The organism is Pseudomonas sp. JL23, assembly GCF_056933585.1.
Genome location: NZ_CM167795.1, coordinates 1,092,953 through 1,119,613 on the forward strand (window position 1 = coordinate 1,092,953; position 26,661 = coordinate 1,119,613).

Annotated in this window: 24 protein-coding genes; 8 read left to right on the plus strand and 16 right to left on the minus strand. The window is 60.9% G+C overall.

Going from position 1 to position 26,661, the window contains the following annotated elements:
- The 9 genes from AC1Z24_RS05275 to AC1Z24_RS05315 form a co-directional block, all read right to left on the minus strand.
- Entirely contained in the window at positions 1-1,128 is a 1,128-nt protein-coding gene (locus tag AC1Z24_RS05275) for an efflux RND transporter periplasmic adaptor subunit (protein ID WP_483744810.1), read from the minus strand.
- Between the two features lie 110 nt (positions 1,129-1,238).
- Positions 1,239-2,336: a DUF1513 domain-containing protein gene (locus AC1Z24_RS05280; protein ID WP_483746529.1), complete on the minus strand. Its 1,098-nt coding sequence runs from the start codon at positions 2,334-2,336 to the stop codon at positions 1,239-1,241.
- A gap of 15 nt (positions 2,337-2,351) precedes the next feature.
- Positions 2,352-3,416, minus strand: a complete 1,065-nt coding sequence (locus AC1Z24_RS05285; protein ID WP_483744811.1) for an imelysin family protein — start codon at positions 3,414-3,416, stop codon at positions 2,352-2,354.
- Positions 3,417-3,442: 26 nt separating this feature from the next.
- Positions 3,443-4,870 carry a di-heme oxidoreductase family protein gene (locus AC1Z24_RS05290; RefSeq protein WP_483744812.1) on the minus strand — a complete coding sequence of 476 codons (1,428 nt, stop codon included), beginning with the start codon at positions 4,868-4,870 and terminating at the stop codon, positions 3,443-3,445.
- 236 nt (positions 4,871-5,106) lie between these two features.
- Positions 5,107-6,477, minus strand: a complete 1,371-nt coding sequence (locus AC1Z24_RS05295; protein ID WP_483744813.1) for an imelysin family protein — start codon at positions 6,475-6,477, stop codon at positions 5,107-5,109.
- A gap of 265 nt (positions 6,478-6,742) precedes the next feature.
- A complete protein-coding gene (locus tag AC1Z24_RS05300; protein WP_483746530.1) occupies positions 6,743-8,758 on the minus strand; it encodes a putative bifunctional diguanylate cyclase/phosphodiesterase in 2,016 nt (671 codons plus the stop codon).
- Positions 8,759-9,102: 344 nt separating this feature from the next.
- Positions 9,103-9,699: a superoxide dismutase gene (locus AC1Z24_RS05305; protein WP_483744814.1), complete on the minus strand. Its 597-nt coding sequence runs from the start codon at positions 9,697-9,699 to the stop codon at positions 9,103-9,105.
- 335 nt (positions 9,700-10,034) lie between these two features.
- Positions 10,035-10,637, minus strand: a complete 603-nt coding sequence (locus AC1Z24_RS05310) for a LysE/ArgO family amino acid transporter (RefSeq protein WP_483744815.1) — start codon at positions 10,635-10,637, stop codon at positions 10,035-10,037.
- A 26-nt stretch (positions 10,638-10,663) separates the two neighbouring features.
- Complete coding sequence (locus AC1Z24_RS05315) at positions 10,664-11,062, minus strand: ACT domain-containing protein (RefSeq protein ID WP_483744816.1); 399 nt, start codon at positions 11,060-11,062, stop codon at positions 10,664-10,666.
- A 98-nt stretch (positions 11,063-11,160) separates the two neighbouring features.
- Between AC1Z24_RS05315 and AC1Z24_RS05320 the strand changes: the two genes are divergently transcribed.
- From AC1Z24_RS05320 to AC1Z24_RS05330, 3 genes are all read left to right on the plus strand, one after another.
- Complete coding sequence (locus AC1Z24_RS05320; RefSeq protein ID WP_483744817.1) at positions 11,161-12,054, plus strand: LysR family transcriptional regulator ArgP; 894 nt, start codon at positions 11,161-11,163, stop codon at positions 12,052-12,054.
- A 208-nt stretch (positions 12,055-12,262) separates the two neighbouring features.
- The gene (locus tag AC1Z24_RS05325; protein WP_483744818.1) at positions 12,263-13,255 is read left to right on the plus strand and encodes an NAD-dependent epimerase/dehydratase family protein; all 993 of its coding nucleotides are present in this window, start codon (positions 12,263-12,265) and stop codon (positions 13,253-13,255) included.
- A gap of 81 nt (positions 13,256-13,336) precedes the next feature.
- On the plus strand, positions 13,337-14,215 hold the full coding sequence (locus AC1Z24_RS05330) for an ATPase (RefSeq protein ID WP_483744819.1): 879 nt from the start codon (positions 13,337-13,339) through the stop codon (positions 14,213-14,215).
- An 88-nt stretch (positions 14,216-14,303) separates the two neighbouring features.
- Here the strand turns inward: AC1Z24_RS05330 and AC1Z24_RS05335 are convergent, their stop codons facing one another.
- The 3 genes from AC1Z24_RS05335 to AC1Z24_RS05345 are packed head-to-tail and all read right to left on the minus strand — an operon-like array spanning position 14,304 to position 16,876.
- Positions 14,304-15,353 (minus strand): alkene reductase, encoded by a 1,050-nt coding sequence (locus tag AC1Z24_RS05335; protein ID WP_259098452.1) that lies wholly within the window; start codon positions 15,351-15,353, stop codon positions 14,304-14,306.
- A 22-nt stretch (positions 15,354-15,375) separates the two neighbouring features.
- Positions 15,376-16,542 carry an MFS transporter gene (locus AC1Z24_RS05340; RefSeq protein WP_483744820.1) on the minus strand — a complete coding sequence of 389 codons (1,167 nt, stop codon included), beginning with the start codon at positions 16,540-16,542 and terminating at the stop codon, positions 15,376-15,378.
- 19 nt (positions 16,543-16,561) lie between these two features.
- Positions 16,562-16,876: an ArsR/SmtB family transcription factor gene (locus AC1Z24_RS05345; protein ID WP_483744821.1), complete on the minus strand. Its 315-nt coding sequence runs from the start codon at positions 16,874-16,876 to the stop codon at positions 16,562-16,564.
- Positions 16,877-17,037: 161 nt separating this feature from the next.
- Between AC1Z24_RS05345 and AC1Z24_RS05350 the strand changes: the two genes are divergently transcribed.
- Complete coding sequence (locus AC1Z24_RS05350; protein WP_483744822.1) at positions 17,038-17,640, plus strand: acyl carrier protein phosphodiesterase; 603 nt, start codon at positions 17,038-17,040, stop codon at positions 17,638-17,640.
- Here the strand turns inward: AC1Z24_RS05350 and AC1Z24_RS05355 are convergent.
- Complete coding sequence (locus AC1Z24_RS05355; RefSeq protein WP_259098459.1) at positions 17,595-18,398, minus strand: lysophospholipid acyltransferase family protein; 804 nt, start codon at positions 18,396-18,398, stop codon at positions 17,595-17,597. The two genes, AC1Z24_RS05350 and AC1Z24_RS05355, sit on opposite strands and share 46 nt — an antisense overlap.
- Entirely contained in the window at positions 18,398-19,153 is a 756-nt protein-coding gene (gene olsB, locus AC1Z24_RS05360) for an L-ornithine N(alpha)-acyltransferase (RefSeq protein WP_483744823.1), read from the minus strand. Before olsB ends, AC1Z24_RS05355 begins: the two co-directional genes overlap by 1 nt.
- 329 nt (positions 19,154-19,482) lie before the next feature.
- Here olsB and AC1Z24_RS05365 point away from each other — a divergent pair, with 329 nt between their 5' ends.
- From AC1Z24_RS05365 to AC1Z24_RS05375, 3 genes are all read left to right on the plus strand, one after another.
- Positions 19,483-20,592 (plus strand): serine hydrolase domain-containing protein, encoded by a 1,110-nt coding sequence (locus AC1Z24_RS05365; protein WP_483744824.1) that lies wholly within the window; start codon positions 19,483-19,485, stop codon positions 20,590-20,592.
- The gene (locus AC1Z24_RS05370) at positions 20,589-20,927 is read left to right on the plus strand and encodes an amidase (RefSeq protein WP_483744825.1); all 339 of its coding nucleotides are present in this window, start codon (positions 20,589-20,591) and stop codon (positions 20,925-20,927) included. Before AC1Z24_RS05365 ends, AC1Z24_RS05370 begins: the two co-directional genes overlap by 4 nt.
- A 231-nt stretch (positions 20,928-21,158) precedes the next feature.
- Positions 21,159-22,316 (plus strand): phospholipase D-like domain-containing protein, encoded by a 1,158-nt coding sequence (locus AC1Z24_RS05375; protein WP_483744826.1) that lies wholly within the window; start codon positions 21,159-21,161, stop codon positions 22,314-22,316.
- Positions 22,317-22,324: 8 nt separating this feature from the next.
- Here AC1Z24_RS05375 and AC1Z24_RS05380 read toward each other — a convergent pair whose 3' ends face one another.
- Complete coding sequence (locus AC1Z24_RS05380) at positions 22,325-22,534, minus strand: DUF3077 domain-containing protein (RefSeq protein WP_483744827.1); 210 nt, start codon at positions 22,532-22,534, stop codon at positions 22,325-22,327.
- Positions 22,535-23,026: 492 nt separating this feature from the next.
- Positions 23,027-25,891, minus strand: a complete 2,865-nt coding sequence (locus AC1Z24_RS05385) for an RHS repeat domain-containing protein (RefSeq protein WP_483744828.1) — start codon at positions 25,889-25,891, stop codon at positions 23,027-23,029.
- Positions 25,892-26,055: 164 nt separating this feature from the next.
- Here AC1Z24_RS05385 and AC1Z24_RS05390 point away from each other — a divergent pair, with 164 nt between their 5' ends.
- Positions 26,056-26,640, plus strand: coding sequence for a DJ-1/PfpI family protein (locus tag AC1Z24_RS05390; RefSeq protein WP_483746531.1), 585 nt, complete (start codon positions 26,056-26,058; stop codon positions 26,638-26,640).
- Positions 26,641-26,661: the final 21 nt, after the last annotated feature.

Below are 26,661 nucleotides of genomic sequence, written 5' to 3' on the forward strand. Positions count from 1 at the left end.
TCAGTTCGCGCCAGACGGGCTGTTCTGTGCGGGCTTAAGGTTCTGGTCCGGGGTGACCGCGACATGGCTGCCTTCGTTGAGCTTGAGCTGGCCACCGCTGACCACCTGTTCCCCGGCCTTGAGGCCCTTGCTGACGATGACATGCCCATCGCGGTGCTCGCCGGTCTCGACAAAGCGCCGCTCGACCACTGACTGCGACTCACCCTTGGCGTCTTTCTTCTCCACCACCACGTACACCGAATTGCCATAGAGGGTGTAGGTAATGGCACCTTCCGGCACGACGATCTGGCTCTTTGCTCCCGGCAGCAGCACCTGGACACTGGCGAACATGCCCGGCAGCAGTTTGCTGTCGGGGTTGGGCAGGGTGGCGCGAATCAACACGTTACGGGTGGCGTCATCGACTTTGGGGTTGATCGCGCTGATTTTTGCCTCGAAGGTCTGTTGCGGGTAGGCCGCTACACTGATTTGCGCGACCTGGCCCACAGCCAGCTTCGGCAGGGCCTGCTCCGGCACATTGAAGTCCACGTACAGGCTGCTCAGATCTTGCAGGGTCGCGATGACCTTGCCGCTGGCCAGGTAGTCGCCGACGTCCACCTGACGAATACCGATGGTGCCGCTGAAGGGTGCGAGGATGCGCTTCTTCGCCAGCGAGGCGTTGAGCTGGGCGACGGTGGCGCTGGATTTTTTCAATTGGGCGGCGAGCTTGTCGAAGTCGCCCTTGGAAATGGCCTGGTCCCCCACCAGTCTGCTGCCGCGCCCGTGTTCGACCTGCGCCAGGCCAAGGTCGGCTTCGGCGGTGCCGAGCAGGGCTTTTTCCACGTCGCTGTCCAGTTGCAGCAACGCTTGACCGGCCTTGACCTGTTGGCCCGACTCAAACAGCACGGCCTTGACCGTCCCGGCAATCTCCAGGCTCAGGTCCACCCCTTGCAGGGCCTTGAGGCTGCCGATGGCGGGCAGGCGGCTCTGCCAGGGCTGCTCGGTGGCGACGGCGACCGGCACGGCAACGGCGGGCTTGGGCGCAGAAAACTGCTGGATCTGCTGGTAAATCGACCAGGCTTTATAGCCCGCGAGCAACAGCACAACCAGCACTACCACGCCCAGCATGATCAGCATCCGGCGACGCAACATATCCTTATCCTTGGAGAAATCGTGAAACAGCCGAGCACCTTAATCCCGGCGCTGTTTTGGTGCAGCGTGGCTGTATTGCCAAATATTACGCCATCGTTCGCAGGTTTGAATCAGGCCAGATGCAGATGGTTGTCCCACAGCCCTGTGGGCAGATCCAGCGGCTTGGGCAGCAGCTCGCTTTGGCGGCAATCGTAGAAACGACAGCGGCCCTGGCCCGAGGTCACGACGAAGCCGTCGGCGACTGCACCAACACCGGCGCAGTCGGGCAGGGCGGCATCCAGACGCAGGGCGCCGCTGTCCAGATCCCAGATAAAAAACCGGTTGCCCCGAGGCGCGGTGAGGGCGACCAGACGCAGGTCGCTGTGCACGGCGACGCTGGCGGTGTAATGGCCCATAGCGGCCAATTGTTGATCGGCAACCGGAAACGCCTGGAACGGTTGCCCCGGTCGCTTGATCGCCAACAGCTCGGAACGCTCAAAGGCATCACCCATGAACTGTTGCCCGGCAACGATGGTGCCGTCGCTGGCGATGCCCAGATGGCGCACGCTGTTCATCTGCTGGGCCAGGGTTTCCTTGCTCAACAAGGTTCCGTCGCGCTGCATCAACACCAGACTGGGCTGCATGGCATTGAGATTCATCTCGACCCGGCTTTCGGCTTCGGTGCGGATGCCGCCGTTGGCTACGACCAGCGTCTCGCCATCCGGCATCCACGACACCTGGTGCGGGCCGATGCCATGGGTGGACATCTCGCCGCTATGGACCAGGCGCTCATCGACGAAACGATAGACGCCGAGCAGGCCGCAGCCCGGATCGGTGGTGTCGTTCTCGGTGGCGTACAACCATTCACCGCTTTTGTGAATCACTGCGTGGCCGTAGAAGTGCCGATTGGCTTGCGCGGTGATGGTCTGGAGCAGCCGCCCATCACGCAGATCGATCAGGTAGCTCTCGGTGCCCGGACGGCGGGCGACGAATAGCGCCAGATTCAACGTCGGGTGATTGATGATGTCGTGGCAACGCTGGGCGACCCGGGTGGCGAACACCTGCTTGCCATCGAGCCGGTAACCCACGGCGTAATGTTGGCCATCGCTGTCGTCACGGGCGGAGAGCAGCAGCGGCTCCTGGCCTTTTGACCGAAACAGGGTCCAGCCCCCCAGCGTAACGGCGCTGAGCAGCAGGCTGCCAAGGGCGAGTGCCTGGCGTCGCAACATCATCGGATACCTCGATCAGTCGCCATCGTTGGCGTTGAAACCCAACTGGATACCCAGTGCCTTGGCCAGCTCGCCATCATGCAGACGATGCACGGCGTTGAGGCTGTCGTAGACGGCATTGAGCTGCTGGCGTCCGGCATCGCTGGCCAGCAGATCCGCCAGCGGCAATGTCAGCCCGCTCAGCAGTTTATGGCTGTTGGCATAGGCGGCGTCGATCTTCTCGGCCAAGGCTTTGTGTTCGGCGGGCAACAGCCCGCGCAGGCCCTTGTTGTCGACCCCGACCCAGACGGTCTCGGCGCCGCTGAGGCTGGCGTCCAGGCTGCCGATCGACGCCTTGCTGCGCCAGCTCTCGGCCTGGAACGGCTGGGGAATGCCCTTGGTCTGGCGACCCAGAGGCGTGCCGAGTTTCTTTTTCAAGGTGTCCAGTGCGGTGACCTGTACCCGCAGCAACTCGGCAATGGCATCGTGGGAATCGGCATAGCGCGGGTTGGGGAATTTGCTCAACTGCGCCAGCATGCCGTCGGTGCTGTTCCAACTGCCGAGGATTTCTTCTGCCAGGGCTTTCTGTCGTTCACCAATGGCTTGCAGCAGCGGGCAATAGCGCGCCTTCTGTTCAGCCGAGGCCATATCGATCTCGGCGTCGAACAGGATGTATTCGTAGGCCGACAAACCTTGTACGACGACGCTGGCCTTGGTCAGTTCATCAGCACTGACCTGGGGCTTGGCGGCCAGCAGTTGCTCGACCTGACGGCCGACCAGGTTCTTCTTGTCCGGCCAGAACTGCACCTGCCAGGCCCGATTGCCCTCGGCCAGCGGACCGATCAGCAGGGGTTGCAGCTCGGCCCAGGTTTTCTGCGCATGGAGAAAGTCTGCGCGGGCAGTCTGCAAGTCGACCGTGCCCTGGCAGAACGCATGGGCGCTGACGGCTAGTTTGCGGTCCGCTTCGACCCAACGGCTGTAGGTCGGCAGGATCACTTGCTTGGCGATGGCCGCCGAGGTGACGGCTTGCGGGTCGGCTGGCGCACAGGCACCCAGGGCCAACGCGGCGAGGCTGGTGAACAGCAGTTTGGGGCGGAACATGTCCGGCTCCTATCGAAGAGGAAAAGTCATAACGAATTGAGAAAGGCCAGCAGCGCCTGACGTTGTTGGGCGTCGAAGGCCAGTACCTGACGCTGCGCCGCCTGGGCTTCGCCACCGTGCCAGATGATCGCTTCCATCAGGTTGCGGGCGCGGCCGTCGTGGAGAAACTGGGTATGGCCGCTGACCGCCTGGGTCAGGCCGATGCCCCACAGCGGCGGCGTGCGCCACTCGCGTCCGGAGGCCTGGAATTCGCTGCGGTTATCGGCCAGCTCAGGGCCCATGTCGTGCAGCAGCAGGTCGGTATAGGGGCGGATGGTCTGGTTGGCCAGCTCTGGCTCGGCGGCGTCGGCGCGGGTGGTGTATTGCGGCACATGGCAACCCTGGCAGCCGGCCTGATAGAACAGGTTCTTGCCCTTGAGCACCTCGGCATCGCCGACGTTGCGCCGCGCCGGGACGGCCAGGTTGCGGCTGTAGAACAACACCAGACGCAGGATATTGTCGCTGACCTCGGGCTCGTCATTGGGGCCGTTGCCGTTGGGCGCGTTGCGGCAGTCAATCTGTACGGCTGTGCAATCGTCGTTTCTGTTCAGGGACGTGGTCAGGCCCATGTCGCCGGCAAAGGCGTGTACGTTCTGCTGGTTCAGGGTCGGTTGCCCGGCCTTCCAGCCGAAACGGCCGAGGACGACTTTTTGCAGGGCGTCGTCCCACACCCAGTTGGCTCGCCCGGAGATGCCATCGCCGTCCTGATCGTCCGGGTCGGCATTGTCGAGAATCGCCCTGTTGGGGATCGCTTCGAGCAGGCCCAGGCCAATCATCGGCGGGGCGATGCGTGCTGAGGCGCGGGTTTCGGGATGCATCGGACCGTAGCCCAACTGAGTGATTTGTAACGTCGGTTCGCGCAGCTCGATATGGGTGCCGTCGCGAAAGGCTACGCGCAGATAGTCGTATTCCACCCGCACCCGGCCCTCGGGGGCTACGTCGGGTATCGCCATGTCCTGCAACTGCACGCCATAGCTTGGTTCAGGCAGCACGCCGGTACGCTTGATCAGCTCGGCCTGGGCCGGGTCATCGGGGATCGACAGGCGTACCAGCATCGACACGGCGTTATCGGCGCCATTCTCGGGCGGATGACCGCGGCCATCCTTGATATGGCAGTTCTGGCAGGCGTTGGTGTTGAACAGCGGGCCGAGGCCATCACGGGCGGTGGTGGTGGACGGGGCGATCACCCAGGGGCTGCGGAAGAAACTGTTGCCGACGCTGAAGTCCAGACGCCGGGTCGGCGAGAGGTTGGCCGATGGCAGGGAGAAGGCATTCTGATCCTGCTTATTGACAGTCGTGCGCCCACCCGACAGCGCTTCCCCCGGCTCGGCCTGGGTGAAGCGTGGGGCGTCATCGCATGCACTCAGGGCCAGAGCCGAGAACAGGGCAAATGAAAGGCGCAACCGCGTGGTCATACAGGTTCTGCAACACCGGAAATTGGGGCGAGCAAGCTTATCAGCCAATAAGAGGGGTTATCGTTTGAATGGGGGGTGTAGAAATGGCTTGTAACGATTTGCTGCCCGCGACCGGGAGCGTTGTAGGACCGGCTTCAGCCGGGAAGGCATTGGTACAAACGGTAATCATCCGTCGACTGTACTGGCGTCTTCCCGGCTAAGCCGGTCCCACAGGGTTCATAGCGATCCCGGACTAATCAGAACTTGTGATCAGCGGTATCCGGGTTCAGGTCGGTGATGCCCAGCTTGCCTGCGGCCTGTTCGATCCCGCCGGTCTGCTTGACCAGGGAAGCGATGGCGTCGCGCACGATCTGGTTGCCTTCGGTGTTGCCCGCCGCGATCAACTGGTCGAAGTGCTCGCCCTTGTTGGCGCGGTCGACCAATACCTGCATCTTGGCCTGGGTGGCTGCCAGGTCGGCGCGCAGGGTGGCGTCAGTGGCCGGATCGGCCTTGGCGACCAGGGACGACAGGCTCGGCCCGCTGATCTTGGTGCCGTCGATGCGAGTGTACTCGCCCAGGTAAACGTTCTGGATGCCCTTGGCGTTGTAGAAGTGCGAGTTGTGGGTGTTGTCGCTGAAGCAGTCGTGTTCGTCTTCGCTGGAGTTGGCTTCCAGTGCGACCTTCATGCGCTCGCCGGCCAATTCACCCAGCGACAGGCTGCCCATGCCGAAGAACATCTTGCGCAGGCCGCTTTCGCCGGACTCGGCTTCGAGCGTGGCACGGTAGTTGTCGGCCACGCCCGGCTTCCAGTTGTTGACCATCTGCTCGAGGTCGCTGACCAGCAGGTCGGTAACGGCTTTCAGGTAGGCACGACGGCGGTCGTTATGGCCGCCGGTGCCGCCTGTACCCTCGACGTAGTCCGACGCCGGACGTTCGCCGGCACCGGCAGCATTGCCGTGCAGGTCCTGGCCCCACAGAAGGAATTCGACGGCGTGATAGCCGGTGGCGACGTTGGCTTCGGAGCCGCCCAGTTCGTTGAGACTGGCGAGTTTCTCGGGAGTCAGCTCCTTGACGTCGACCTTGTCTTCGCCGATCTGGATTTGCGTGTTGGCGATGATATTGGCGGTGGCGCCAGGGTTGCCCAAGGCGTGCTGGTAGTCCTTGGCCACATAGTCGATCAGGCCTTCGTCCAGGGGCCAGGCGTTCACCTGGCCTTCCCAGTCGTCGATGATGGTGTTGCCGAAGCGGAAGACTTCGCTCTGCATGTACGGTACGCGCGCCGCCAGCCAGGCCTGGCGGGCGGCCTTGAGTGTGGTGTCGTTGGGGTTGGCGAGGAAGGTGTCGATGGCGGTGCGCAGCGTCTTGGCGCTGTCTTGGGCATCGCTGAACACGGCGAAGACCATGCCGGCATAGTTCGCCACCACTGCCTTGGCGGCGGCATCGTTGGTCTGGCTGGCGGCGGGCGCTGCGGCTGCGGTCGGGGCAGCAGGTGCAGCAGGGGCTGCGGCGGGTGCTGCAGCAGGTGCCGGAGCAGTCGGAGCGGCGGCTTTATCCTTGCCTTCGCCACATCCAGCGAGGGAAACAGCGATGGCCAGCAGACTGGCCGTGGCCAGAGGCATACGAATCATGACGGAATCCTGCGTCGAGAAGTTGAAGGCGCGGGGCGCCAAAAAAAGCTGCAACATAATGCGAAAGAGTTGCATTCGATGTAAAGGCGAAAGGCCGTCAGGGCGGGGTGTTGGCGGGGTGGGGTTGTAACAAGTGATTTCGATGAGGCGGTCGATTGCGTTGGAGCGAGGCTTGCCCGCGAAGAGGCCGGAACATTCGATACATATCTATCGTTAGTAATGCCGTATTCGCGGGCAAGCCTCGCTCCAACGATGGAGATAGTCTCTAGAGAATCGCAGCATTGGTCCGCTGCGCCTGTTTCAGATACGCCAGCAGTTCCCGGGCGGGCAAAGGCTTGCTGTAGAAGTAGCCCTGACCCTCATGGCACCCCTCGGCGATGATGTAGTTTTCCTGCTCGATGGTTTCCACGCCCTCGGCGATGACCTGCATGCCCAGGCTTTTACCCAGTTGGATAATGGCGCGCACGATGGTGGCGTCATCGTCGTCGTCCATCAGGTCCTGTACGAAACTCTTGTCGATCTTGATCTTGTCCAGCGGCAGGCTCTTGAGATAGCTCAGGGACGAGTAGCCGGTGCCGAAGTCATCAATGGCGATCAACGCACCGGAGCGGCGCAGGCTGAGCAGATGCTGGGCGGCAGTGCTGATGTCTTCCATCAGGCCGGTTTCGGTCACTTCCAACTCAAGACTGCGCGGCGGCAGGCGGTAGATCTGCAGCAGATTGTTGACCACCCGTGGCAGCTCGGAGTGGTGCAACTGCACAGTGGAGAGGTTGACCGCCATGCGTAGATCGCTGAAGCCCTGGTCGTGCCATTCGCGCAATTGGCGGCAGGCCTGGTCCAGCACCCACTCGCCGATGGCGATGATAGTGCCGTTCTGTTCCGCCAGGGGGATGAACAGGTCCGGCGGCACCAGGCCATGTTCCGGGTGCTGCCAGCGGATCAGTGCCTCGACCCCGACCACGCGATGATCGCGATAGCTGACCTGAGGCTGGTAGACCAGATACAACTGATTGCGCGGCATGGCTTCGCGCAGGTCTTTTTCCAGTTCGCGGCGGCGGCGCATTTCACTGTCGACGCTGGCGATATAGAACTGGTAACGGTTGCGCGAGCGCGCCTTTGCCAGGGTCATGGTTTGTTCGGCTTTTTGCAGCAGCTTCTCGGTGCTGTCGCCATCTTCCGGAAACAGCGTGATGCCGATGGTCGCGCGCAGACGGATTTCCTGCTGATCGAGGGCGAATGGTGCTTCCAGGTCATCGAGAATGTTCTGCGCCAGCTCGGCGGCTTCGTAAGGTTGCTCGATATCGGCCTGGACCAGAGCGAACTGGTCGCCGCCCAGTCGTGCCAGGGCACCGAGACGGCCGCTGTGGCCGCGCAGGCGATCGGCCAGGGCCAGCAGTAACTGGTCGCCGGTCTGATAGCTGAATTGTTCGTTGATGCCCTTGAAGTCATCCAGACCGACGCAGATCACCGCTACCCGACGCTGCAGGCGCCCGGCATCAACCAGAATCTTGTCCAGTTGCTGTTGCAACTGCTGGCGATTGGGCAGGCCGGTAAGGAAGTCGTACTGGGCCATGCGCAACAGGCTGTTTTCCGCTTCGTGGCGCAGATGGGTATTGCGCTCGATGGACGCCAGCAACTGGTTGGCGGTGCTGACCCAGATACCCAGCTCGTTCTTTTCGTGACCTTCGAGCACCGGCAACTGATGCTCGCTGGGGCGATCCGGGTTGATGTTGGTCAGGTGTTCAATGATTTTCGACAGCGGCTTGGTCAGCAACCAGTGATAGACCAGATACAGCACCAGCCCCATGGCCAGAGCGCGCAGCACGCCGGCAACGAAAATGATGAAGGAATTGATGATGAAGCCTTCGCCGTAGGTGGCGGTGTCGAGGGTGATGCGCAGGTCACCGTAATACTCACTGTAGGGGCTGCGGCCTACCAATTGGGTGGTGAAGCTACGTTCCTGGCCGAGAATCAGATCGGTCAGCCAGCGGGTCGAGGAAGTCTTGAGGGCGCGTTCTTTTTCCGCCAGCAGGGTTTCGTTGGGATGGCCGATGGAGGCCATGCGCACCGCGTCGTCCTGGAACAGGCCTTCGATGACCTGCATGCCCATTTCGCGGTCCAGGCTGTACACCGCTTGCGTGGAAGGGTCACGGAACATGTCAAGGATGCGTTCGGCATCGCTGGCCACGGCCTGACGAGTCTTGTATGCGTCGAACACGATTTGCGCACAGCTGAGCACGACGCCGACGATCAGCGCCGAAAGCAACACCACGCGCAACATCTTCACAGACAAGCTGTTCTTGAGTTCCAGCTTCAAATGGCTATTCCTTCAATCCGTGCTGGGAGCGTGTGACCCTTGTATACCTGCGTGTGAACAGCAAGAACCGGACCTGAACACGCAGATGTCGCCCTTTGGCTGCCTGCCAGTGTCGATTTTTGCTCGCCGCCCTTGGGCAAGGGTCAGGCTGTTGCCGATGTATCGGTTAGTACTAACGTGAACTTGAGCAGTTTTTAATGAAAGCCAGTGGGTGATATTAGTCTGCTATCGCCTTCTGACAATACCCAAAGTATGACCGTCAGGCGAAAAAAAACCCGGCAAGCCGGGTTTTTTGTCTGGAGCGTCGATCAAGCGGTGAAGGTTTTGCCTTCGAACTGCTCGGCAACGAACTTCCAGTTAACCAGATTCCAGAATGCTTCAACGTATTTTGGACGCAGGTTACGGTAGTCGATGTAGTAGGCGTGTTCCCAGACATCGCAGGTCAGCAGCGGAGTGTCGCCGCCAGTCAGCGGGTTGCCTGCGCCAATGGTGCTGGCCAGGGCCAGGGAGCCGTCAGCCTTCTTCACCAGCCAGCCCCAGCCGGAACCGAAGGTGCCGATGGAAGTCTTGCTGAACTCTTCCTTGAACTTGTCGAAGGAACCGAAGGCTGCATTGATTGCATCAGCCAGGGCGCCAGTCGGCTCGCCACCGGCGTTTGGCGCCAGGCAGTTCCAGTAGAAAGTGTGGTTCCAGACCTGAGCGGCGTTATTGAAGATACCGCCCGAAGAAGTCTTGACGATTTCTTCCAGGGTCTTGCCTTCGAACTCGGTGCCAGGCACCAGGTTGTTCAGGTTCACGACATAGGTGTTGTGGTGCTTGTCGTGGTGATACTCCAGGGTTTCCTTGGAGATGTGCGGAGCCAGTGCATCGTGCGCGTATGGCAGCGGCGGCAGTTCAAAAGCCATGGTAATTCTCCTAATCAGGTCAGTTGCGGTGAGCGCAAGGCCGATCACGGGCGGCCAGACAGAACATGCGCCGGGGAGTTTGTACTCTTTGCGGCGCAGGCTCGGGATCATAGCACCGGCCCTGCCTGTTAACCACGCAACAACTGTGTGGGATAGAGGTTCCAGAGCCTTTGCGCCGGTTGTCGGAGGATCATGGGAGCAAGCCCGAATCCTGTGGGAGCGTGGCTTGCCCGCGAATGCGATAGACCAGATCACACAAATGCAGCGGATGTCCCGGCCTCTTCGCGGGCAAGCCGCGCTCCCACAAATTGCGCTACTGCAAATGCTTATCTGGCTCAGGCGCTACGAATCAACTGCAAAGCGACACTGAACATCATCACCGCGACCATCAGGTCCAGCAGGCGCCAGGTCGCCGGGCGCGACAGCCACGGCGCCAGCCAGGCGGCGCCGATGGCCAGGGCCGAGAACCACAGCAGCGACGCGCTGGCGGCCCCGACCACATAGGCGCCGGGCACAGTCTGCTGGGCGCCGAGGGAGCCGATCAGCAGCACAGTGTCGAGATAGACATGGGGGTTGAGCAAGGTCACCGCCAATGCACTGAGCAGTACCGCACGACGCGAACGCACGCCGCTATTCTCGCCCTGTTGCAGGCTCTGCCGGGAGCAGGCGCGGCGCAAAGCCAGAATGCCATACCAGAGCAGAAATGCCACACCGCCCCAGCGCGCCACCGCCAGCAGGGTCGGGTTATGAGCCAGTACATTGGCCAGGCCGAACACCCCGGCGGCGACGAGAATGGCGTCGCAGGCGATGCACAAAAAGGCCACCGGCAAGTGATGTTCGCGGCGCAGGCTCTGGGCCAGAACAAAGGCATTCTGCGTGCCAATGGCCATGATCAGTCCGGCGGCGACCAGCAGGCCGTTGAGGTAGCTTTGCCACATCAGGGTTTACTCCAAAAAGTGCGTGACTAGGCCTGGGCGGCCAATAGCTGCAAGACCGCCAGGGCTTTGTGTGCGTCGTCTTTGGCGACGAACAGGTGGTCGTGGTAATAGCCGGCGATCACATTGCAACTGATACCGGCACTACCCAATGCCGTGGCGAAGGCGGCGGTCAGGCCCACGGCGGAGAGGGACGAATGCACAGTCAGGGTGATCCAGGCGGCGACGTACTCGAAGCTCAAGCCCAGGTCCTGGGCCTGCTGGCGTTCGATGATCACCGTCAGTCCCTCGCGCTCGCGGAAACTGCCCAGCACCTCGGTGCCCTTGAGCAGGGAAGCATCGGCGAGGGTGCAGAACACATAGTCGCCGTCGTTCAGCTCCGGGCTCATGCTGCGCAGCAGCGTGTTCAATGAGGTTTCGCCGGTCATCGCCGTTCCTTGTCTGCATTTAAAGTTGATGTGGCGATTGTGCGGCCTGACGTTGTATAAGAAAAAACAATGTTGCTGATTGCTCATTAGGAAAACTGATGTTCGACTATAAATTGCTCTCCGCCCTCGCGGCGGTCATCGAGCAGGCGGGGTTCGAGCGCGCGGCCCAAGTGCTGGGGCTATCGCAATCGGCGGTGTCCCAGCGCATCAAGTTGCTGGAGGCGCGTATCGGCCAGCCGGTACTGATCCGCGCTACGCCGCCGAGCCCGACGGATATCGGCCGCCGCCTGCTTAACCATGTGCAGCAGGTGCGCTTGCTTGAGCGTGATTTGCTCAGTCAGGTGCCTGCGTTAGACGAGGAGGGCTTGCCCGAGCGTCTGCGTATCGCCCTTAACGCCGACAGCCTGGCGACCTGGTGGGTGGGCGCGGTAGGGGATTTTTGCGCCGAGCACCATCTGTTGCTGGACCTGGTGGTGGAAGATCAGGACGTCGGCCTCAAGCGCATGCGCGCCGGTGAAGTGGCCGCGTGCCTGTGCGGCAGCGAACGCCCGGTGGCCGGGGCGCGCAGCCAGTTGCTCGGCGCCATGCGCTATCGTGCCCTGGCCAGCCCCGCCTTTGTCAGCCGTTATTTCCCTGGCGGTGTCGACGCCGCGTCACTGGCCCGGGCCCCGGCGCTGGTTTACGGGCCGGACGATTTTCTGCAGCATCGCTACCTGGCGTCATTGGGCAGCGAGGGCAGTTTCGAGTATCACCTGTGTCCTTCATCCGAAGGCTTCATTCGCATGGTCGAGGCTGGACTGGGTTGGGGAATGGTGCCGGAATTGCAGGTGCATGAGCAGTTGCAGCGCGGCGCCCTTGTGGAGTTGCTGGATGGGCAGGTCATCGATGTGCCGTTGTACTGGCATCATTGGCGCAATGGCGGCCAGTTGCTGACCCGCCTGACCGAACACCTTGCGCGCAAGGCGGGGCAATGGTTGGTGCCGTTGGCGTGAGTCTGAACGTCAGTGAGGACTGGGTATTGGTATTCGACACTCTATTCACACGATTTGTAGGAGCGAGGCTTGCCCGCGAAGAGGACGGTACATCCGCCACATTTTTTGAATCTGGCCTATCGCCTTCGCGGGCAAGCCTCGCTCCCACGGTTCCCGATTGCCACGCGATTGCGGGGTGTCAGGGCAATGAGATTCTACGGAGCGGTAAATGAAAATTCTGGTCACCGGCGCGAGCGGCTTTATTGGCGGGCGCTTTGCGCGTTTTGCCCTGGAGCAGGGCCTGAGCGTACGGGTCAACGGACGGCGGGCAGAGAGCGTCGAGCATCTGGTACGTCGTGGCGCCGAATTCATTCCCGGCGATCTGACCGACCCCGAGCTGGTCCGCGAGCTGTGTCATGACGTCGAAGCCGTGGTGCACTGCGCCGGCGCCGTGGGTGTGTGGGGGCGTAAACAGGACTTTATGCTGGGCAATGTGCAGGTTACCGAAAACATTGTCGAAGGCTGCTTGAAACAACGGGTGCGTCGGCTGGTCCATTTGTCATCGCCGTCGATCTATTTTGATGGCCATTCGCACCTGAACATCAAGGAAGACCAGGTCCCGCGTCGGTTCAACAACCACTATGCGGCGACCAAATACTTGGCCGAGCAGAAGGTGTTCGGCGCCATGGAGTTCGGCCTGGAAGTGATCGCCCTGCGCCCGCGTTTCGTGACCGGGGCAGGCGACACCAGCATTTTCCCGCGATTGCTCAATATGCAGCGCAAGAAGCGTCTGTCGATCGTGGGCAACGGCTTGAATAAAGTGGATTTCACTAGCATGCAGAACCTCAACGAGGCCATGCTCAGCAGCTTGCTGGCCATGGGTTCGGCGTTGGGCAAGGCCTATAACATCAGCAACGGTACGCCGGTGCCGCTGTGGGATGCGGTGAATTACGTGATGCGGCGCATGCAAGTGCCACAGGTAACGCGTTACCGTTCCTATGGCCTGGCCTACAGCGCCGCTGCCCTTAACGAGGCGGCGTGCATGCTCTGGCCGGGGCGCCCGGAGCCGACATTGTCGCGCCTGGGCATGCAGGTCATGAGCAAGGACTTCACCCTGGATATCAGCCGCGCCCGGCATTATCTGGAGTACGAGCCCAAGGTCAGCCTGTGGACTGCGCTGGACGAGTTCTGTGCCTGGTGGCAGGCGCAACAGCCGCAATGAGTGCTGTGGCGGGAACTGGTTATACTTCGAGGCTTTGCATTTTTCAGCTTCGCTTTTACGGGTTTTTTTGAAGGGCTATTCATGCGCAACGATCCCTACGACGACGTCGATGACGTCCCGAGCCTCACCGCCAAAGATGACGATGACGATTTCGAGCTGTCGTCCGGCGCCCGTGAGCGCACCGCTGTTTATTCGCGCACCTCGCCGGTGGTCAAGGTCAAGGCGCCGAGCACCGGCCCGCTATGGGCATTGATTGGTGCACTGGCCATTGCCTTCTGTGGCCTGGGTTGGTGGAGCTTCCAGCAGATCACCCTGATGGGCCAGCAACTGGTGGCGACTCAGGAAAGCTTCGCGCGGATCAGCGAAGAAGCGGCGGGGCGCTTGCAGGATATCTCCGGCAAAGTGGTGGCGACCGAGTCGGTGGTCAGTGAAGGCGAGGCCCTGCGCCAGCGCATCAAGCTGATCGAGGATCAGTTGGCTGATCAGGACAAGCAGCAGGAAGGCAGTTCTGGGCAGAAAGCCGACCTGGAAAAACGCCTCGCCCAGCTTACCGAGCAGAATGCCCAGCAACAGGCCACCAGCACGCAATTGCAGGAAGACCTGAAAAACGTGGCGCTGGAAATGACCACCCTCAAGTCAGCCATGCCCAGCGTGCAGGCCGCCCTGCCTGATGTGAAAAACATTCAGGCCAGCCAGGACCGTCTCGATGGCCAGCTCAAAGCCCTGAGTGCCGATATCGCGACGTTGAAGAAGAATAACTCCAGCCAGGCCATCGACCGCATCGAGCAGGAACTGGTCGCACTCAAAAGCGAGCAGGACCGCGCCCCGACGCCGTCGGCCAACAGTAACGGGCCAAGCACCGCAGAGTTCGACGCCTACCGCGCCCAGGTGACACGCAGCATCAACACCCTCAACAGCCAGATCCAGAACCTGGCGCAGCAGGTGAATACCCCGCGTTGAACCGTTGGAGCTGAGGCGTTTTTGTGGCACAGGCCCGGCGCAAAACAAAACACCCCGCCAAGGCGGGGTGTTTTTATTTCAGCAACCGTTACAGCGTCGGGTAGTCGAGGTAACCCTCAGGCCCCTTGCCGTAGAAGGTCTCAGGCACTGGCGTATTGAGCGGCGCATCGGCTGCCAGGCGCGCGGGCAGGTCCGGGTTGGCAATGAACGGCACGCCGAAGGCCACGGCATCGGCCTTGCCCGATTGCAGCCAGGCATTGGCGCTGTCCTTGGTGAACTTTTCGTTGGCGATAAAGGCGCCGCCGAAGGCTTCCTTAAGGATCGGTCCGATGCTGTCATCGGCTTCGCGCTCACGGGCACAGATAAACGCGATACCGCGCTTGCCCAGTTCGCTGGCGACGTAGCTGAAGGTCTCTGTCAGGTTGTCGTCGCCCATATCGTGGGCGTCGGCACGGGGTGCCAGGTGCATGCCGACCCGGCCGGCGCCCCAGACTTCCACCACTGCGTCAGTCACTTCCAGCATCAGTCGTGCACGGTTCTCCACGGAGCCACCGTAAGCGTCGGTGCGCTGGTTGGTTTTGCTTTGCAGGAACTGGTCGAGCAGGTAACCGTTGGCACCGTGGATTTCCACGCCATCGAAACCGGCGGCCTTGGCGTTTTCCGCGCCATTACGATAGGCGTCGACGATATCGGCGATTTCTTCCAGTTCCAGGGCGCGGGGCGTCGGGTATTCAGCCAGCGGACGGACCAGGCTGACGTGACCGGCCGGCTTGACCGCGCTCGGGGCAACTGGCGCTTCACCATTGAGGTACGAGCTGTGGGAGACGCGGCCTACATGCCACAGTTGCAGGACGATCTTGCCACCCGCGGCGTGTACGGCCTTGGTGATATTGCTCCAGCCACGCACCTGGGCGGCGGACCAGATGCCCGGGGTGTCCGGGTAGCCGACGCCCATGGGCGTAACGGAAGTGGCTTCGCTGATGATCAGGCCGGCGGAGGCGCGCTGTACGTAGTACTCGGCCATCATCGCGTTGGGCACACGGCCCTCGTCGGCGCGGCAGCGGGTCAGCGGCGCCATGACGATGCGGTTGGCCAGTTGCAGGTCGCCCAGGGTGATCGGGTCAAAGATAGTGGTCATGGTAAAACCCTCTGGAAATTGATCAGTTGGTAGCAGGGGCCAGCTCGGGATTGACGCTCTGGCGGAAAGTAATCAGGGTCACCAGCAGGGCAAGCACTGCCAGTACCGCAGCGGCCAGAGGCACGCTGGTCAGGCCCATTCCATGAGCGATCACACTGCCGCCGATCCAGGCGCCAAGGGCATTGCCGACGTTGAAGGCGCCGATATTCAGGGTCGAAATGAGGTTGGGCGCGGCCTTGCCGAAGGTCATTACGTTGACTTGCAGGGCCGGTACCGCAGCGAAACAGGCGACCGCCCAAAGCAGCAGGGTGACTTCGGTCGGGATCAGCGCCACGCTGGTCCAGCTGAGAATCGCCGAGATCACTGCCATTACCAGGAACACCCCGAGCAAGGTGCGCTGCACATTTCGATCAGCCAGCTTGCCGCCGATGACATTGCCCAGGGTCAAGCCGACGCCGATCAGCAGCAAGGTCCAGGTCACGCCGCGTGGCGACACGCCAGTCACTTCGCCAAGCAGCGGCGCCACATAGGTGAACAGGGCAAATACCGATGCTGAAAACAGCACGGTCATGCTCAGGGACAGCCAGATCCCGGCGCCCTTGAGGGCGGCCAGCTCGGCGCGCATGTCGAGTTTTTCCTCGTCATGCTTGTATGGCAGAAAGCGCATCAGGCCGATCAACGCCAGCACACCGATCACGGTCACGGCCCAGAAGGTCGAGCGCCAGCCGGCTTCCTGACCCAATGCGGTGCCCAGTGGCACGCCCAGCACGTTGGCCAGGGTCAGGCCGGTGAACATCATCGCCACCGCCGAAGCACGGCGATTGGGCGCAACCAGATTGGCCGCCACCACCGAACCGATGCCGAAGAAGGCGCCGTGACACAGCGCGGTCACAACCCGCGCAATCATCAGCATGGTGTAGCCGGTGGACAGGGCGCAAAGCATGTTGCCGACGATGAAGATCACCATCAGCCAGACCAGCGCGGCCTTGCGCGGCAGTTTGGCGGTGGCCAGGGCCATGATCGGCGCGCCGATGGCCACGCCCAGGGCATAACCGGTTACCAGCCAGCCGGCGCCGGGAATCGATACGCCCAGGTCAGCCGCAACGTTGGGCAACAGGCCCATGATCACGAATTCGGTCGTGCCGATAGCGAAAGCGCTCAGCGCGAGCACCAGTAGTGAAAGAGGCAAGATGCATCTCCTTGAAGAGTTAGAGCGGTGGGCTGAGTTCCAGCACCAGGGCGTCGACGAAGGCCTGGATGGTCTCTTCGTTGCGGCTGAAAAAATGCCATTGGCCGATTTTCTTGCTGGTGATCAGGCCAGCGCGTTGCAGGGTCGCCAAGTGGGCCGACACGGTGGACTGGGACAGCCCGGCGCGTTGGTCGATCTGACCGGCGCACACGCCATGACCGACCGAATGTTCCTGATCGGGAAAGCAAGTCACGGGGTCCTTTAACCACACCAGGATGTCGCGGCGGACAGGGTGGGCCAGGGCTTTTATTATTTCGTCGAGGTCGATAGGCATGGAGAACTCAGGTGTATAGCGCTATATCGCGATGGAGCGAACCTTATATCGATAGTTCGCGATATACAAATATGAAGGAGTGCTAAGGCCCTTATAAATCGGTATATCGGGTTATATCGATATAGAGGCTGTGCAGCGCAAAACGGCGTAGGCTAGGCGCCATGAACTACCTCGCACACCTCCACCTCGGCGGCGATAAACCCGCGCAATTGCTCGGCAGCCTCTACGGCGACTTCGTCAAAGGGCCGCTGGCCGGGCGCTTCCCCAGTGATCTTGCAGCGGCTATCCAGTTGCACCGCAGCATCGACTCCTTCACCGACAGCCACCCGCTGGTCAAGCAATCCCTCGGCCGCTTTCCTGCCGAGCGGCGGCGCTATGCCGGGATTGTGCTGGATGTGTTTTTCGACCATTGCCTGGCCCGGGACTGGAGCCGCTACGCCGACGTGCCCCTGCACAGCTTCACCCGCAGGGTCTACGGCGTGCTGGCGGCCGAACCGCAATTGCCGGGGCACCTGGCGGTGATTGCGCCGCGCATGGCGGCGCAGGACTGGCTGGGTTCGTATCGTCAGTTCGAGATTGTCGGCGACGTGATCAGAGGCATTTCCCGACGCCTGTCAAAACCGCAAGGGTTGATAGAAGCCGCGCAGGAACTGCCCGATCTCTACCAACCCTTGAGTGACGACTTCGCCGCGTTCTATCCGTTGTTGCAGGACTTTGCTCAGGCGGCCCTGGCGGCTGTTGAAGCAGTCGAACGCGACGTCTGAGGTGCTTGTGCGGGTTCGCCGAACAGCGCCATCTGCACCGCCTGCTGTGCCTGGAACGCCAGTGCGGCGCGCTCCTGGCCTGCGGTGGCAATCGGCGTCAGCAACTGGATATGCACATCACCCTGCTCATTGGCGAACAGACGCTTGAGATGCGACAGCAGATCGTCATCGCCAATGAAGGGCGCGATAGGGTCCGCCTTGCCGTCGCGGGTGTACTTGATCGCCACCGGCTGCAACATCACCCCGGCCTCGATGGCGCTGGACAGCAGACGGCCGTGGAAAGTGCGCAGGGCACGGCCATCGGTGGTGGTGCCTTCCGGGAAGATCAGCAGATCGGTGTCTTGTTGCAGGTGATTGCACATCTGCTTTTGCAGCAAGCGACTGTCACCCGAACCGCGACGAATGAACAGTGTCCCGGCCTTCAACGCCAGCCAGCCGGCAATCGGCCAGGTGCGTACTTCGGCCTTGGACAGGAACGACAGCGGCGCCAGCATGCCCAGCAATGGAATGTCGGTCCATGACACATGGTTGCTCAGCCACAGCATCGGTTGAGTCGGCAGGCTGCCGCTGACCGTCACGCGAAAGGGCAGGGCGTTGGTCAGGCGCGCCATGAACCAACGGCTCCAGCGCTGGCGCCGGGCCATGGAGTTGCCGACGCGCAGGCGCTCCATCAGGGCGAACACCCCGGCAATCGTCAGGCCCAGGGCGATGACCAGCAACACCCTGGCAACTCGCGCATAGCCGCGCACCCGACTCATTACACTGCTGCCTTGAAGTGGCGGGCGTAGCGTGGGCAGAGCTCGTCGCGCTTGAGCAGGATGAACACGTCGGCGACCTGGAAGTCTTCATCCCAGCACGGCTCGCCGCAGATCTTCGCGCCCAGACGCATATAGGCCTTGAGCAGCGGCGGCATTTCGCAGATCACGTTGCTCGGCAGATCCATGCTCGGCAGCGGGTTCTTGGGTTCGGCACGCAAGTGTTCGGTGCTCAGGTAGCGTTCACGCAGGCGCTGCATGATGGCGTGGGCCTGGATGCCGCCGTCCTGCATCGGGATGCTGGCGCAGCCCATCAGGTAGCTGTAGCCGCCTTCGTTGAGCACTTCGGCCAGTTCGCTCCAGAGCACGGCGATGGTGCCGCCGTTGCGGTAAGCCGGGTCGACGCAGGTGCGGCCCAGTTCCAGGATCGGGCCTTGCAGATGGCCGAGGCCATGCAGGCTGAATTCTTCTTCGCTGTAGAAACGGCCCAGGGTATTGGCCGCCTTGTGATCGAGCAGGCGAGTGGTGGCGACCAGTCGGCCGGTGCTCAGGTCACGTACGCCGATATGCATGCAATGGACGTCGTAATCGTCCATATCCAGACCCAGTTCAGCGCCCTTGAGCTTGGCGTTGAACTCGCCGCTGAATACGCTGAAACGCAGGGCTTGTGCTTCTTCCAAGGCGCTGCTGCCGATCAGGCGTTCGGCCTGTAGGCGGCGTTCGGTACTGGTGTCACGAATGCGGGCGATCCGGGTCATGCGAGTCTCCGTAAGCCAGCCATGCAATGGGCCGGTCGGCTGATTATTCAAGCGCGTTGCTGTACAGATGCAGGCTAGGTAGACCCCGTGTCATGGCCGTGAACCTTTGGTGATGGTTATGTGACGCCGTTACATGGGCGACGAAAGGCGCATTGTCACGATTCCCTGCTAGGGTTTCGGGATGTGTCTGTGGGAGCGAATTCATTCGCGAAGAGGCCGGTACATCCAATAGACATTCGTCGCCTGGAATACCGCTTTCGCGAATGAATTCGCTCCCACCAAAAAATAATTAATCAGCTGGTTATGCGTGTTCGATAAGAGGTGGCTACATGCGTGATCGCTTGCTCCGTTTTTGCCTGGCCTGCTCCATCGGCATCAGCGCCGCTGCGACCTTCGCCGCCGACACCTGGCCCGGCACCGACTGGGCCAGCGCGCCAGTCGCTGCCACCCCCGCCATCAAGGCGCTCGAGGACTACGCCTTCCCGCCGCGCGACGACAACAGCCGCAAGGGCATCCGCAGCGATGCGTTATTGGTGATTCGCGACGGCCAGATCATCTACGAGCACTACGCCGCCCCCACCACCGCCCAGACCCCGCACCTGACCTGGTCCATCAGCAAAAGCATCATGGCCACGGTGCTGGGCGTAGCCTTTGGCGAGAAGCGCTTTGAGCTGCTCGATTCAGTGGCGAAGTTCTACCCGCCCATGGCCAGTCACGCCGATATCCGCTTCGAAGACCTGATGCACTGGGCCTCGGGCCTGGACTGGCAGGAAGACTATGAATACGCGCCGCTGAACTCCTCGGTAGTAGCCATGCTCTACACCCGCGGCCACGACGACATGGCGCGCTTCACCGCAGGCCATGGCGTATTCGCCAAACCGGGCACGGTGTTCCGCTATTCCAGCGGCGACAGCAATCTGCTCGCGGCTTCGCTGAAAAAAATGGTGGGCGAACAGGCCTACGGCGATTACCCCTGGACTGCGCTGTTCGAACCCCTGGGCATCCGCAGTGCCGTGTGGGAGCGCGACGCCAGCGGTACGTTTGTCGGCTCGTCCTACGCCTATATGACCGCCCGTGACCTTGCCCGCATCGGTCTGCTGATGCAGCGCACCGGGCAGTGGCAGGGGCGCCAGTTGGTGCCCAAGAGCTGGATCTATTTCAACCTCACGCCCTTTGCCGGGCGCGAGATCAAGTCCGCCGAAGAAATCCCCGGCGGCCAGTGGTGGCTCAACAAATCCCAGGACGGCTCGCGCGGCCCCTGGCCTTCGGCGCCCGCCGACACCTTCGCTGCGCTGGGCCATTGGGGTCAGGCGCTGTACGTGATCCCCAGCGCCGGGTTGGTGATCGTGCGCTACGGCGATGACCGCGACGCCAGCTTCGCCCACGACCGCCTGCTGCAACTGGCACTGGCGGCTTTCCCTGGGGGCGCGCGACCATGAGCGATCAACGTGCTTTTGTCGTACGCCGCCCCGTTGTCAGCCTGTTGATGCTGCTGGTGCTGGCCCTCGCTGCGCTGCTGTGGCACAACCGCCTGGCGCTCAATGCCTTCCCCCACATCATCAGCGCCTACACCGCCAAGGAGTACTGTTCGTGCCGCTACGTGATGGGCAACCCGGCTGAGTACTGCCAGGGCTACGTGAAGCAGTACGTGCCCGCCAGCCTGATCGATGAGCCCGAGACCAAAAGCGTCAGCGCCGAGGGTATGGGCGAAAGCGCCATGGCCGTATGGCGCGGGCCGCGGCAGGGCTGTGTGCTGGAGCCGGATGCGTTGTAGGTGAGCCGAGGGCAATGGTGGGACCGGCTTTAGCCGGGAAGGCGTCATTCTGCCCAATGAAATGTATCGACTGTACCCACGTCTTCCCGGCTGGAGCCGGTCCCACAAAAGCGGGATGCGCGCGAACCCAAGCGTTTGCCAGCGGTCAGACGCACAGCTAAGGTACCTCGCCCTGGCCCCCCTCTGGAGTTTGCATGTACCCGACCTCTCTGCTTTGCGTGACGCGCTGACATGGGCGCAGCGATTTTTCCGTGGCGCAGTGACAACCAGTTCCAACTGTTGGTCGACGGCCCGGCGTTCTTTCCGCGCATGATCGCGGCCATTGACGCGGCGCAGCAGCAGGTTGAACTGGAGTTGTATCTGGTCGAGGCCGGGGCCTGTGCCGAGGCGATGGTACGGGCCTTGGTCGATGCCGCGCAGAGGGGCGTGATCGTGCGCTGCCTGTTCGATGATTTCGGCGCCCAGGCCTTTACCCTGCGTTTGCGCAGACGCCTGGCCGATGCCGGGGTGATCCTGCGTTTCTATAACGCCATCCACTGGCGCCGGGGCATCCGCAACTTCTACCGCGACCATCGCAAGCTGCTGTTGGTCGACAAGCGCCTGGCCGTGGTCGGCGGCACCGGGGTCACCGACGAATTCTGGACGCCGGGCGAGCCGGTCAGCGAATGGCATGAGGTCATGGTGGAAATCACCGGGCCTTTGGTGATCGACTGGCAGGCGCTGTTCGACCGCCAGTTCCACGCCAACCCACGCCGCACGGCCTGGCGCCCCAATGAAAACTTCGGCTTGCCGCGCCTGCCCAGACCGCCGACGGCCGGCACAGGCCAAGGCCGCGTGGCCTATGCCGATGCGCGGCAGCATCGCGATATTCTGCAATCCCTGGTCCGGGCCCTGAACAGTGGCAAACAGCGCATCTGGCTGGCGACGCCGTATTTCCTGCCGACCTGGAAAGTCCGTCGCGCCCTGCGCCGGGCTGCGTCACGGGGTATCGACGTGCGCCTGCTGCTGACCGGGCCGCGCACCGATCACCCCTCGGTACGTTACGCCGGGCATCGCTACTACCCGCGCTTGCTGCGTGCGGGGGTAAAAATCTTCGAATACCAGCCGTGCTTCCTGCATCTGAAAATGGTCCTGATCGACGATTGGGTCAGCATCGGCTCGTGCAACTTCGATCACTGGAACCTGCGCTTCAATCTGGAAGCCAACCTCGAAGCCCTCGACCCGGCCCTGACCCGGGACGTGGTTGCCAGCTTCGAGAAGGACTTCGCTGTCAGCCGGGAAATCACCCTCGACGCCTGGAAAGCCCGGCCCCTGTGGAGCCGGGTCAAACAGCGCCTGTGGGGCTGGATCGACCGATTGGTGGTCAACCTGCTCGACCGGCGCAACTGACTGACCGCTTAGCGGCGCTCCACCGAATGATCGACGAAGGCTTTGGTCATGGTCGCCAGATGCAGTGCCGAACAGTTCAGCGCGCGACTGGTTTGCAGGTCACTGTCGCAGGATTCGTGGGTGAGGGTGATCAGGCAGCGCACCAAGTCCGAGGCATAGCTGAGGGCCTGTTCCTGAGTGACGTCGGGGTGGATGGTGAAGAGGGGGGTATCGGTCATATTTTTACTTCCAGTTCAGTAGTGATTAGCCGCCTGCGCATCGCTACCAAACGATGAGGGTGGCGGCCGTACGCAAGTTGGTAGACCGGGTGAACTGGCAAAGCCGGTGCGTCCGAAGACGCCGAGCGTACGGCCACCATAGGTGACGCATCACGCCATAGTTCACTCAGGTCTACCAAACCTGATCGCTGATTGTGCAGCGAACGGCGCAGCCTAGAGACCTGAGTGGCGAGGCGCAATAGGTCGGGATTTTCTCAGAAATTTCCTTCAAATAGAAAGGGATGTGTCCTGCGAATACGTTCCAGCGGATGACCGCAGACCAATGTGGGACCGGCTTTAGCCGGGAAGGCGTAGGCAGGATTGATATAGGTTTATCGTCTGCCATACCGTCTTCCCGGCTAAAGCCAGTCCCACGAAAATCATATTAATTCACTTGGTTAGGTCGTGTTTGATAAGGGGCCGGATTTACCCGCGAAAGCATCAGATCCGAGGCTAACTCCGGGCCTGGCCAACACGCCTCGATTTTGGCTGTGAAAGTAGGGATCGATATTGAAGATTCAGGTCATATGCTGCATGTACCAAACTGTCGGCGTTTTCGGATGCCATGGTCGCGATAATATGTGGGTTGCTGTTGAAGGTTTGCATGGCTGTTGGCAGGTCAACTATAGCGTGCTGCCCATGATAGAGCTCGTTGACCCTGCCAATGAAGGCGGGGATATTAGAGGCGCTGAATCCGGGTGCGTAGTTAAGGTGTCCACTTGTTATTAGTTCCGATATATGTCGGAAACGGCATCCGTAGGGCGGCGGCATGTATCCCTTGGTCATAACGGGATAGTCTTCTGGGATTAAATAAAAAAAGTCCAGAGTTTTTGGGCCGGAAGTGGCTATTTTCTTTATTCGGTGAAAGTGTGAAAATTCGTGCGCTATAATTGTTCTGGGTAAGTGGGGTTTGTAGAGGTCGTCTGTGTTTATAAATATGCGCCCCAATAGATCTCCTTTGTTGACAAAGGCAGAGCCAGGAAGATTTGAGTAGCCCACAAATCTGCTTTCACCAATTGGCCCTTGATAAATGTTAACTGTATCTCTGATTTTTCCCCACGATGTAGTAACATTAGCTGTCACATATCTGTGCTCAATACCAAAATAGTTACGCATCGTGGCAGCACTCTCTTGCGGATAGTGCTGGACCATGTCTAGCGCACCCTGCAGGAAGGACTCGGTTTCCACCAACCTGGATTGAATCGTGCTTCTATCCTGAGGAGTAAATTCATTGAGTCCTCGTGCCGAGATATTGCCGCCACTGATAATCAGGTCAACCTCAATTGCATCCAGAAGTCCTTCGTAGAATCGACCATCTTTATCAATATGATGAATGGGAGCATTGGCCGTAAAACAAAACAAATTCAATCCATGAGCGTTCCCCGCCGGATCCGGATTTATCCACCGCTGCAACCACGGCGCGTAATACCTGAACCCGTAATAACACAGCCCACTGGCATCGCGCTCCTTGCCCGAATACCGAATCGTTTTGTACTTGGCTTCGGTAGCATTCTGCGCCGCCCACCATGCTGTGCCGCCGAAGGGGTAATAACTTTCCTGACTGATCAAGCCGCCTTGATGATCAAGTTCCAGAGTGCTTGAGCCGAGATGATCATTAAGGCTGTAGCGTAGTTGATCGTTGGCGATCCCCGGCGGTGTCTTCGCTTGCCAATGCAACACCCGCACGCTATTACGCCCGGCACTGACGCTAATGACGTGCAAGATTTCGCCATCGGCACCGCTACGAATTTCCAGCCCCGGTAGATAACGCACTTCCTCGATCAGCGTGCGATTACGGCTTTGCGCACTGCGGATCTTGCGACAACGCTGACCACCGCCGTCGTAGAGATAGCGCTCAATATCGTCCGGCCCGTCATCGCGTTTGACGGCCGTCACTTCACGCAGTTGATTGCGCACATCCCAACGCAGATCCTGCCCGCGTATCAGTTGTTGAAGATTGCCGTTGGCGTCGAAGCCCGTTTCAAAGTCGATGTCTACTTCACCCTCGGGCAGGCTGCGATTGCTGTCCGGGGCGACAAGCATGGAGCGGGTAAAAGTTTGCGCGCCAACGTGGCGCATTTGCAGCAGATTGCCCCCTGCGTCGTAGTCGTAGCTTTGGGCGTAGTTGGCGATTTGATTGGAATCGGGCGGCAGGTTTTGCCGATCGGGCAGGGCCGGGCCATGGCTACTGCCGGTTTTGACTTCACGGCCGGTGGCTTCGATGAGTTGATAGAGGGTGTCGTAGCGATAGCGGCTGATGGGCTCGATACGTTGGTTGGCGAAGAAATGTATGGGCTGCGCGGCGTCTTCGATTTGCAGGATATTGCCGACGGGGTCGTAGTTGTAATGCAGCTCTTGCAAGGGCGATTGGTTGGCGAGCACCGCCTTCAATGAGCCCAGTCGACCATCGCGTGAGTCGTATTGGTAGTGGCTGATAACACCGTTGCCTGCACTTTCCTGCTCTACCTGATCGAAGGCGTTGTAGCGGATATCGCTAACCAATGTGTCGGTCTGCGCGTTTCCGGCCGGGGTGAGCGCCACCGATTTCAACTGCCCGGCAACGGTCTGCGCAAACCGTTGGCTATTGCCCATGGCATCAGTCTGTTCGAGGGTTTCGCCCAATGCGTTGAATGACCAGGCCGAGGCATATTCGGTGGGTTCCAAAAGCTCGTCGCGTTCCGGTTCAGGCAGAGGCCAATGAGGCGTGGCCGGCTCAATAAGGAAGCGCCTAATTTCGCTAACCGGCGAACCCAACAGGCTGTAATCCGGCCAACGCAGGGTGCCTGCGGGATCGTCGTGGCGGGTCAGTTGGTTGCACTGGTTATGTTGAGCCGCGTCCGGGCCGCCGTAAGTGAAGCGTTCAACAGTCAATGGATGGGTTGTCGGTGAGATTGATTCGCGGGCAAGCCTCGCTCCCACGGGTTCTTCATTTATCGTTATAGGGCGTAGTAGATCGTCATATGTGGTTTGCCGATGGCTGCCACGCCCGTCCCAGGCCTCGACCATCTGACCCGCTTCGCCTAACAGCGCCAGGCGCCAACCGGCATCGACGCTGTCGGTCAGCAGGGGCTCAGCGGCCAGGCTGTAAGTCGTGGTCAGGTTCGGATCGGACAGGCGCGGATCCTGCTGCGCTATCAAGCGGCCCGCAACGTCGTAAAGCGTGCGGCTGATGCGTTGCTCAGCAGGTTGCTGCTCAGTCGTGCGTGAGTAAGCAATGTTGCGCACTGTCAGGTGACGAGGATCGATGGCTGCAAGCGCTGGCGTGTGGCTATGAAGGGGCATGTTGATCGGCCCGGGCGTTTTGTCTGTCAGATCCATTGAGTCTAGGTCGCAATATTTCGCCGACTTGACCGGGCGTCGAAAGCCTGCCGCACACAGGGAATTTTCCGCATTTCATTCCAATCGCCGTTGTAGTACTAGGCTGTTACCAGCTCTTTCGCAGTGAGCCGATACTTACTTCACACATACCCGAAAGGAGACTTCTGATGGCTGCCAAGAAAATTCTGATGCTGGTCGGTGATTACGTCGAAGACTATGAAGTCATGGTGCCGTTTCAGGCCCTGCAAATGGTCGGTCACACCGTCCACGGCGTTTGCCCCGGCAAGTCCGCTGGCCAGACCGTTCGCACAGCGATTCATGACTTCGAAGGCGATCAAACCTACAGCGAAAAGCCAGGGCATAACTTCGCCCTCAACTTCGACTTCGCCAAGGTCAAGCCCGAAGACTACGACGCGCTGCTTATCCCCGGCGGACGTGCGCCGGAATACCTGCGCTTGAATGAAACCATCCTTGAGTGGGTAAGAGCTTTCGACAAGGCCGGTAAGCCCATCGCCGCCGTCTGCCACGGCGCGCAACTGCTGGCGGCCGCTGGCGTATTGGAAGGGCGCGAGTGCAGCGCTTACCCGGCCTGTGCGCCGGAGGTGAAACTGGCGGGGGGCACATTCATGGATATCGATGTGACGGCGGCTCACACTCAAGGCAATCTGGTCACTGCCCCGGCATGGCCTGCGCATCCGGCATGGCTGGCGGGTTTCTTGAAGTTGCTGGGGACCGAAATCAGCCTTTGATACCGCGCTGACTATCATCCA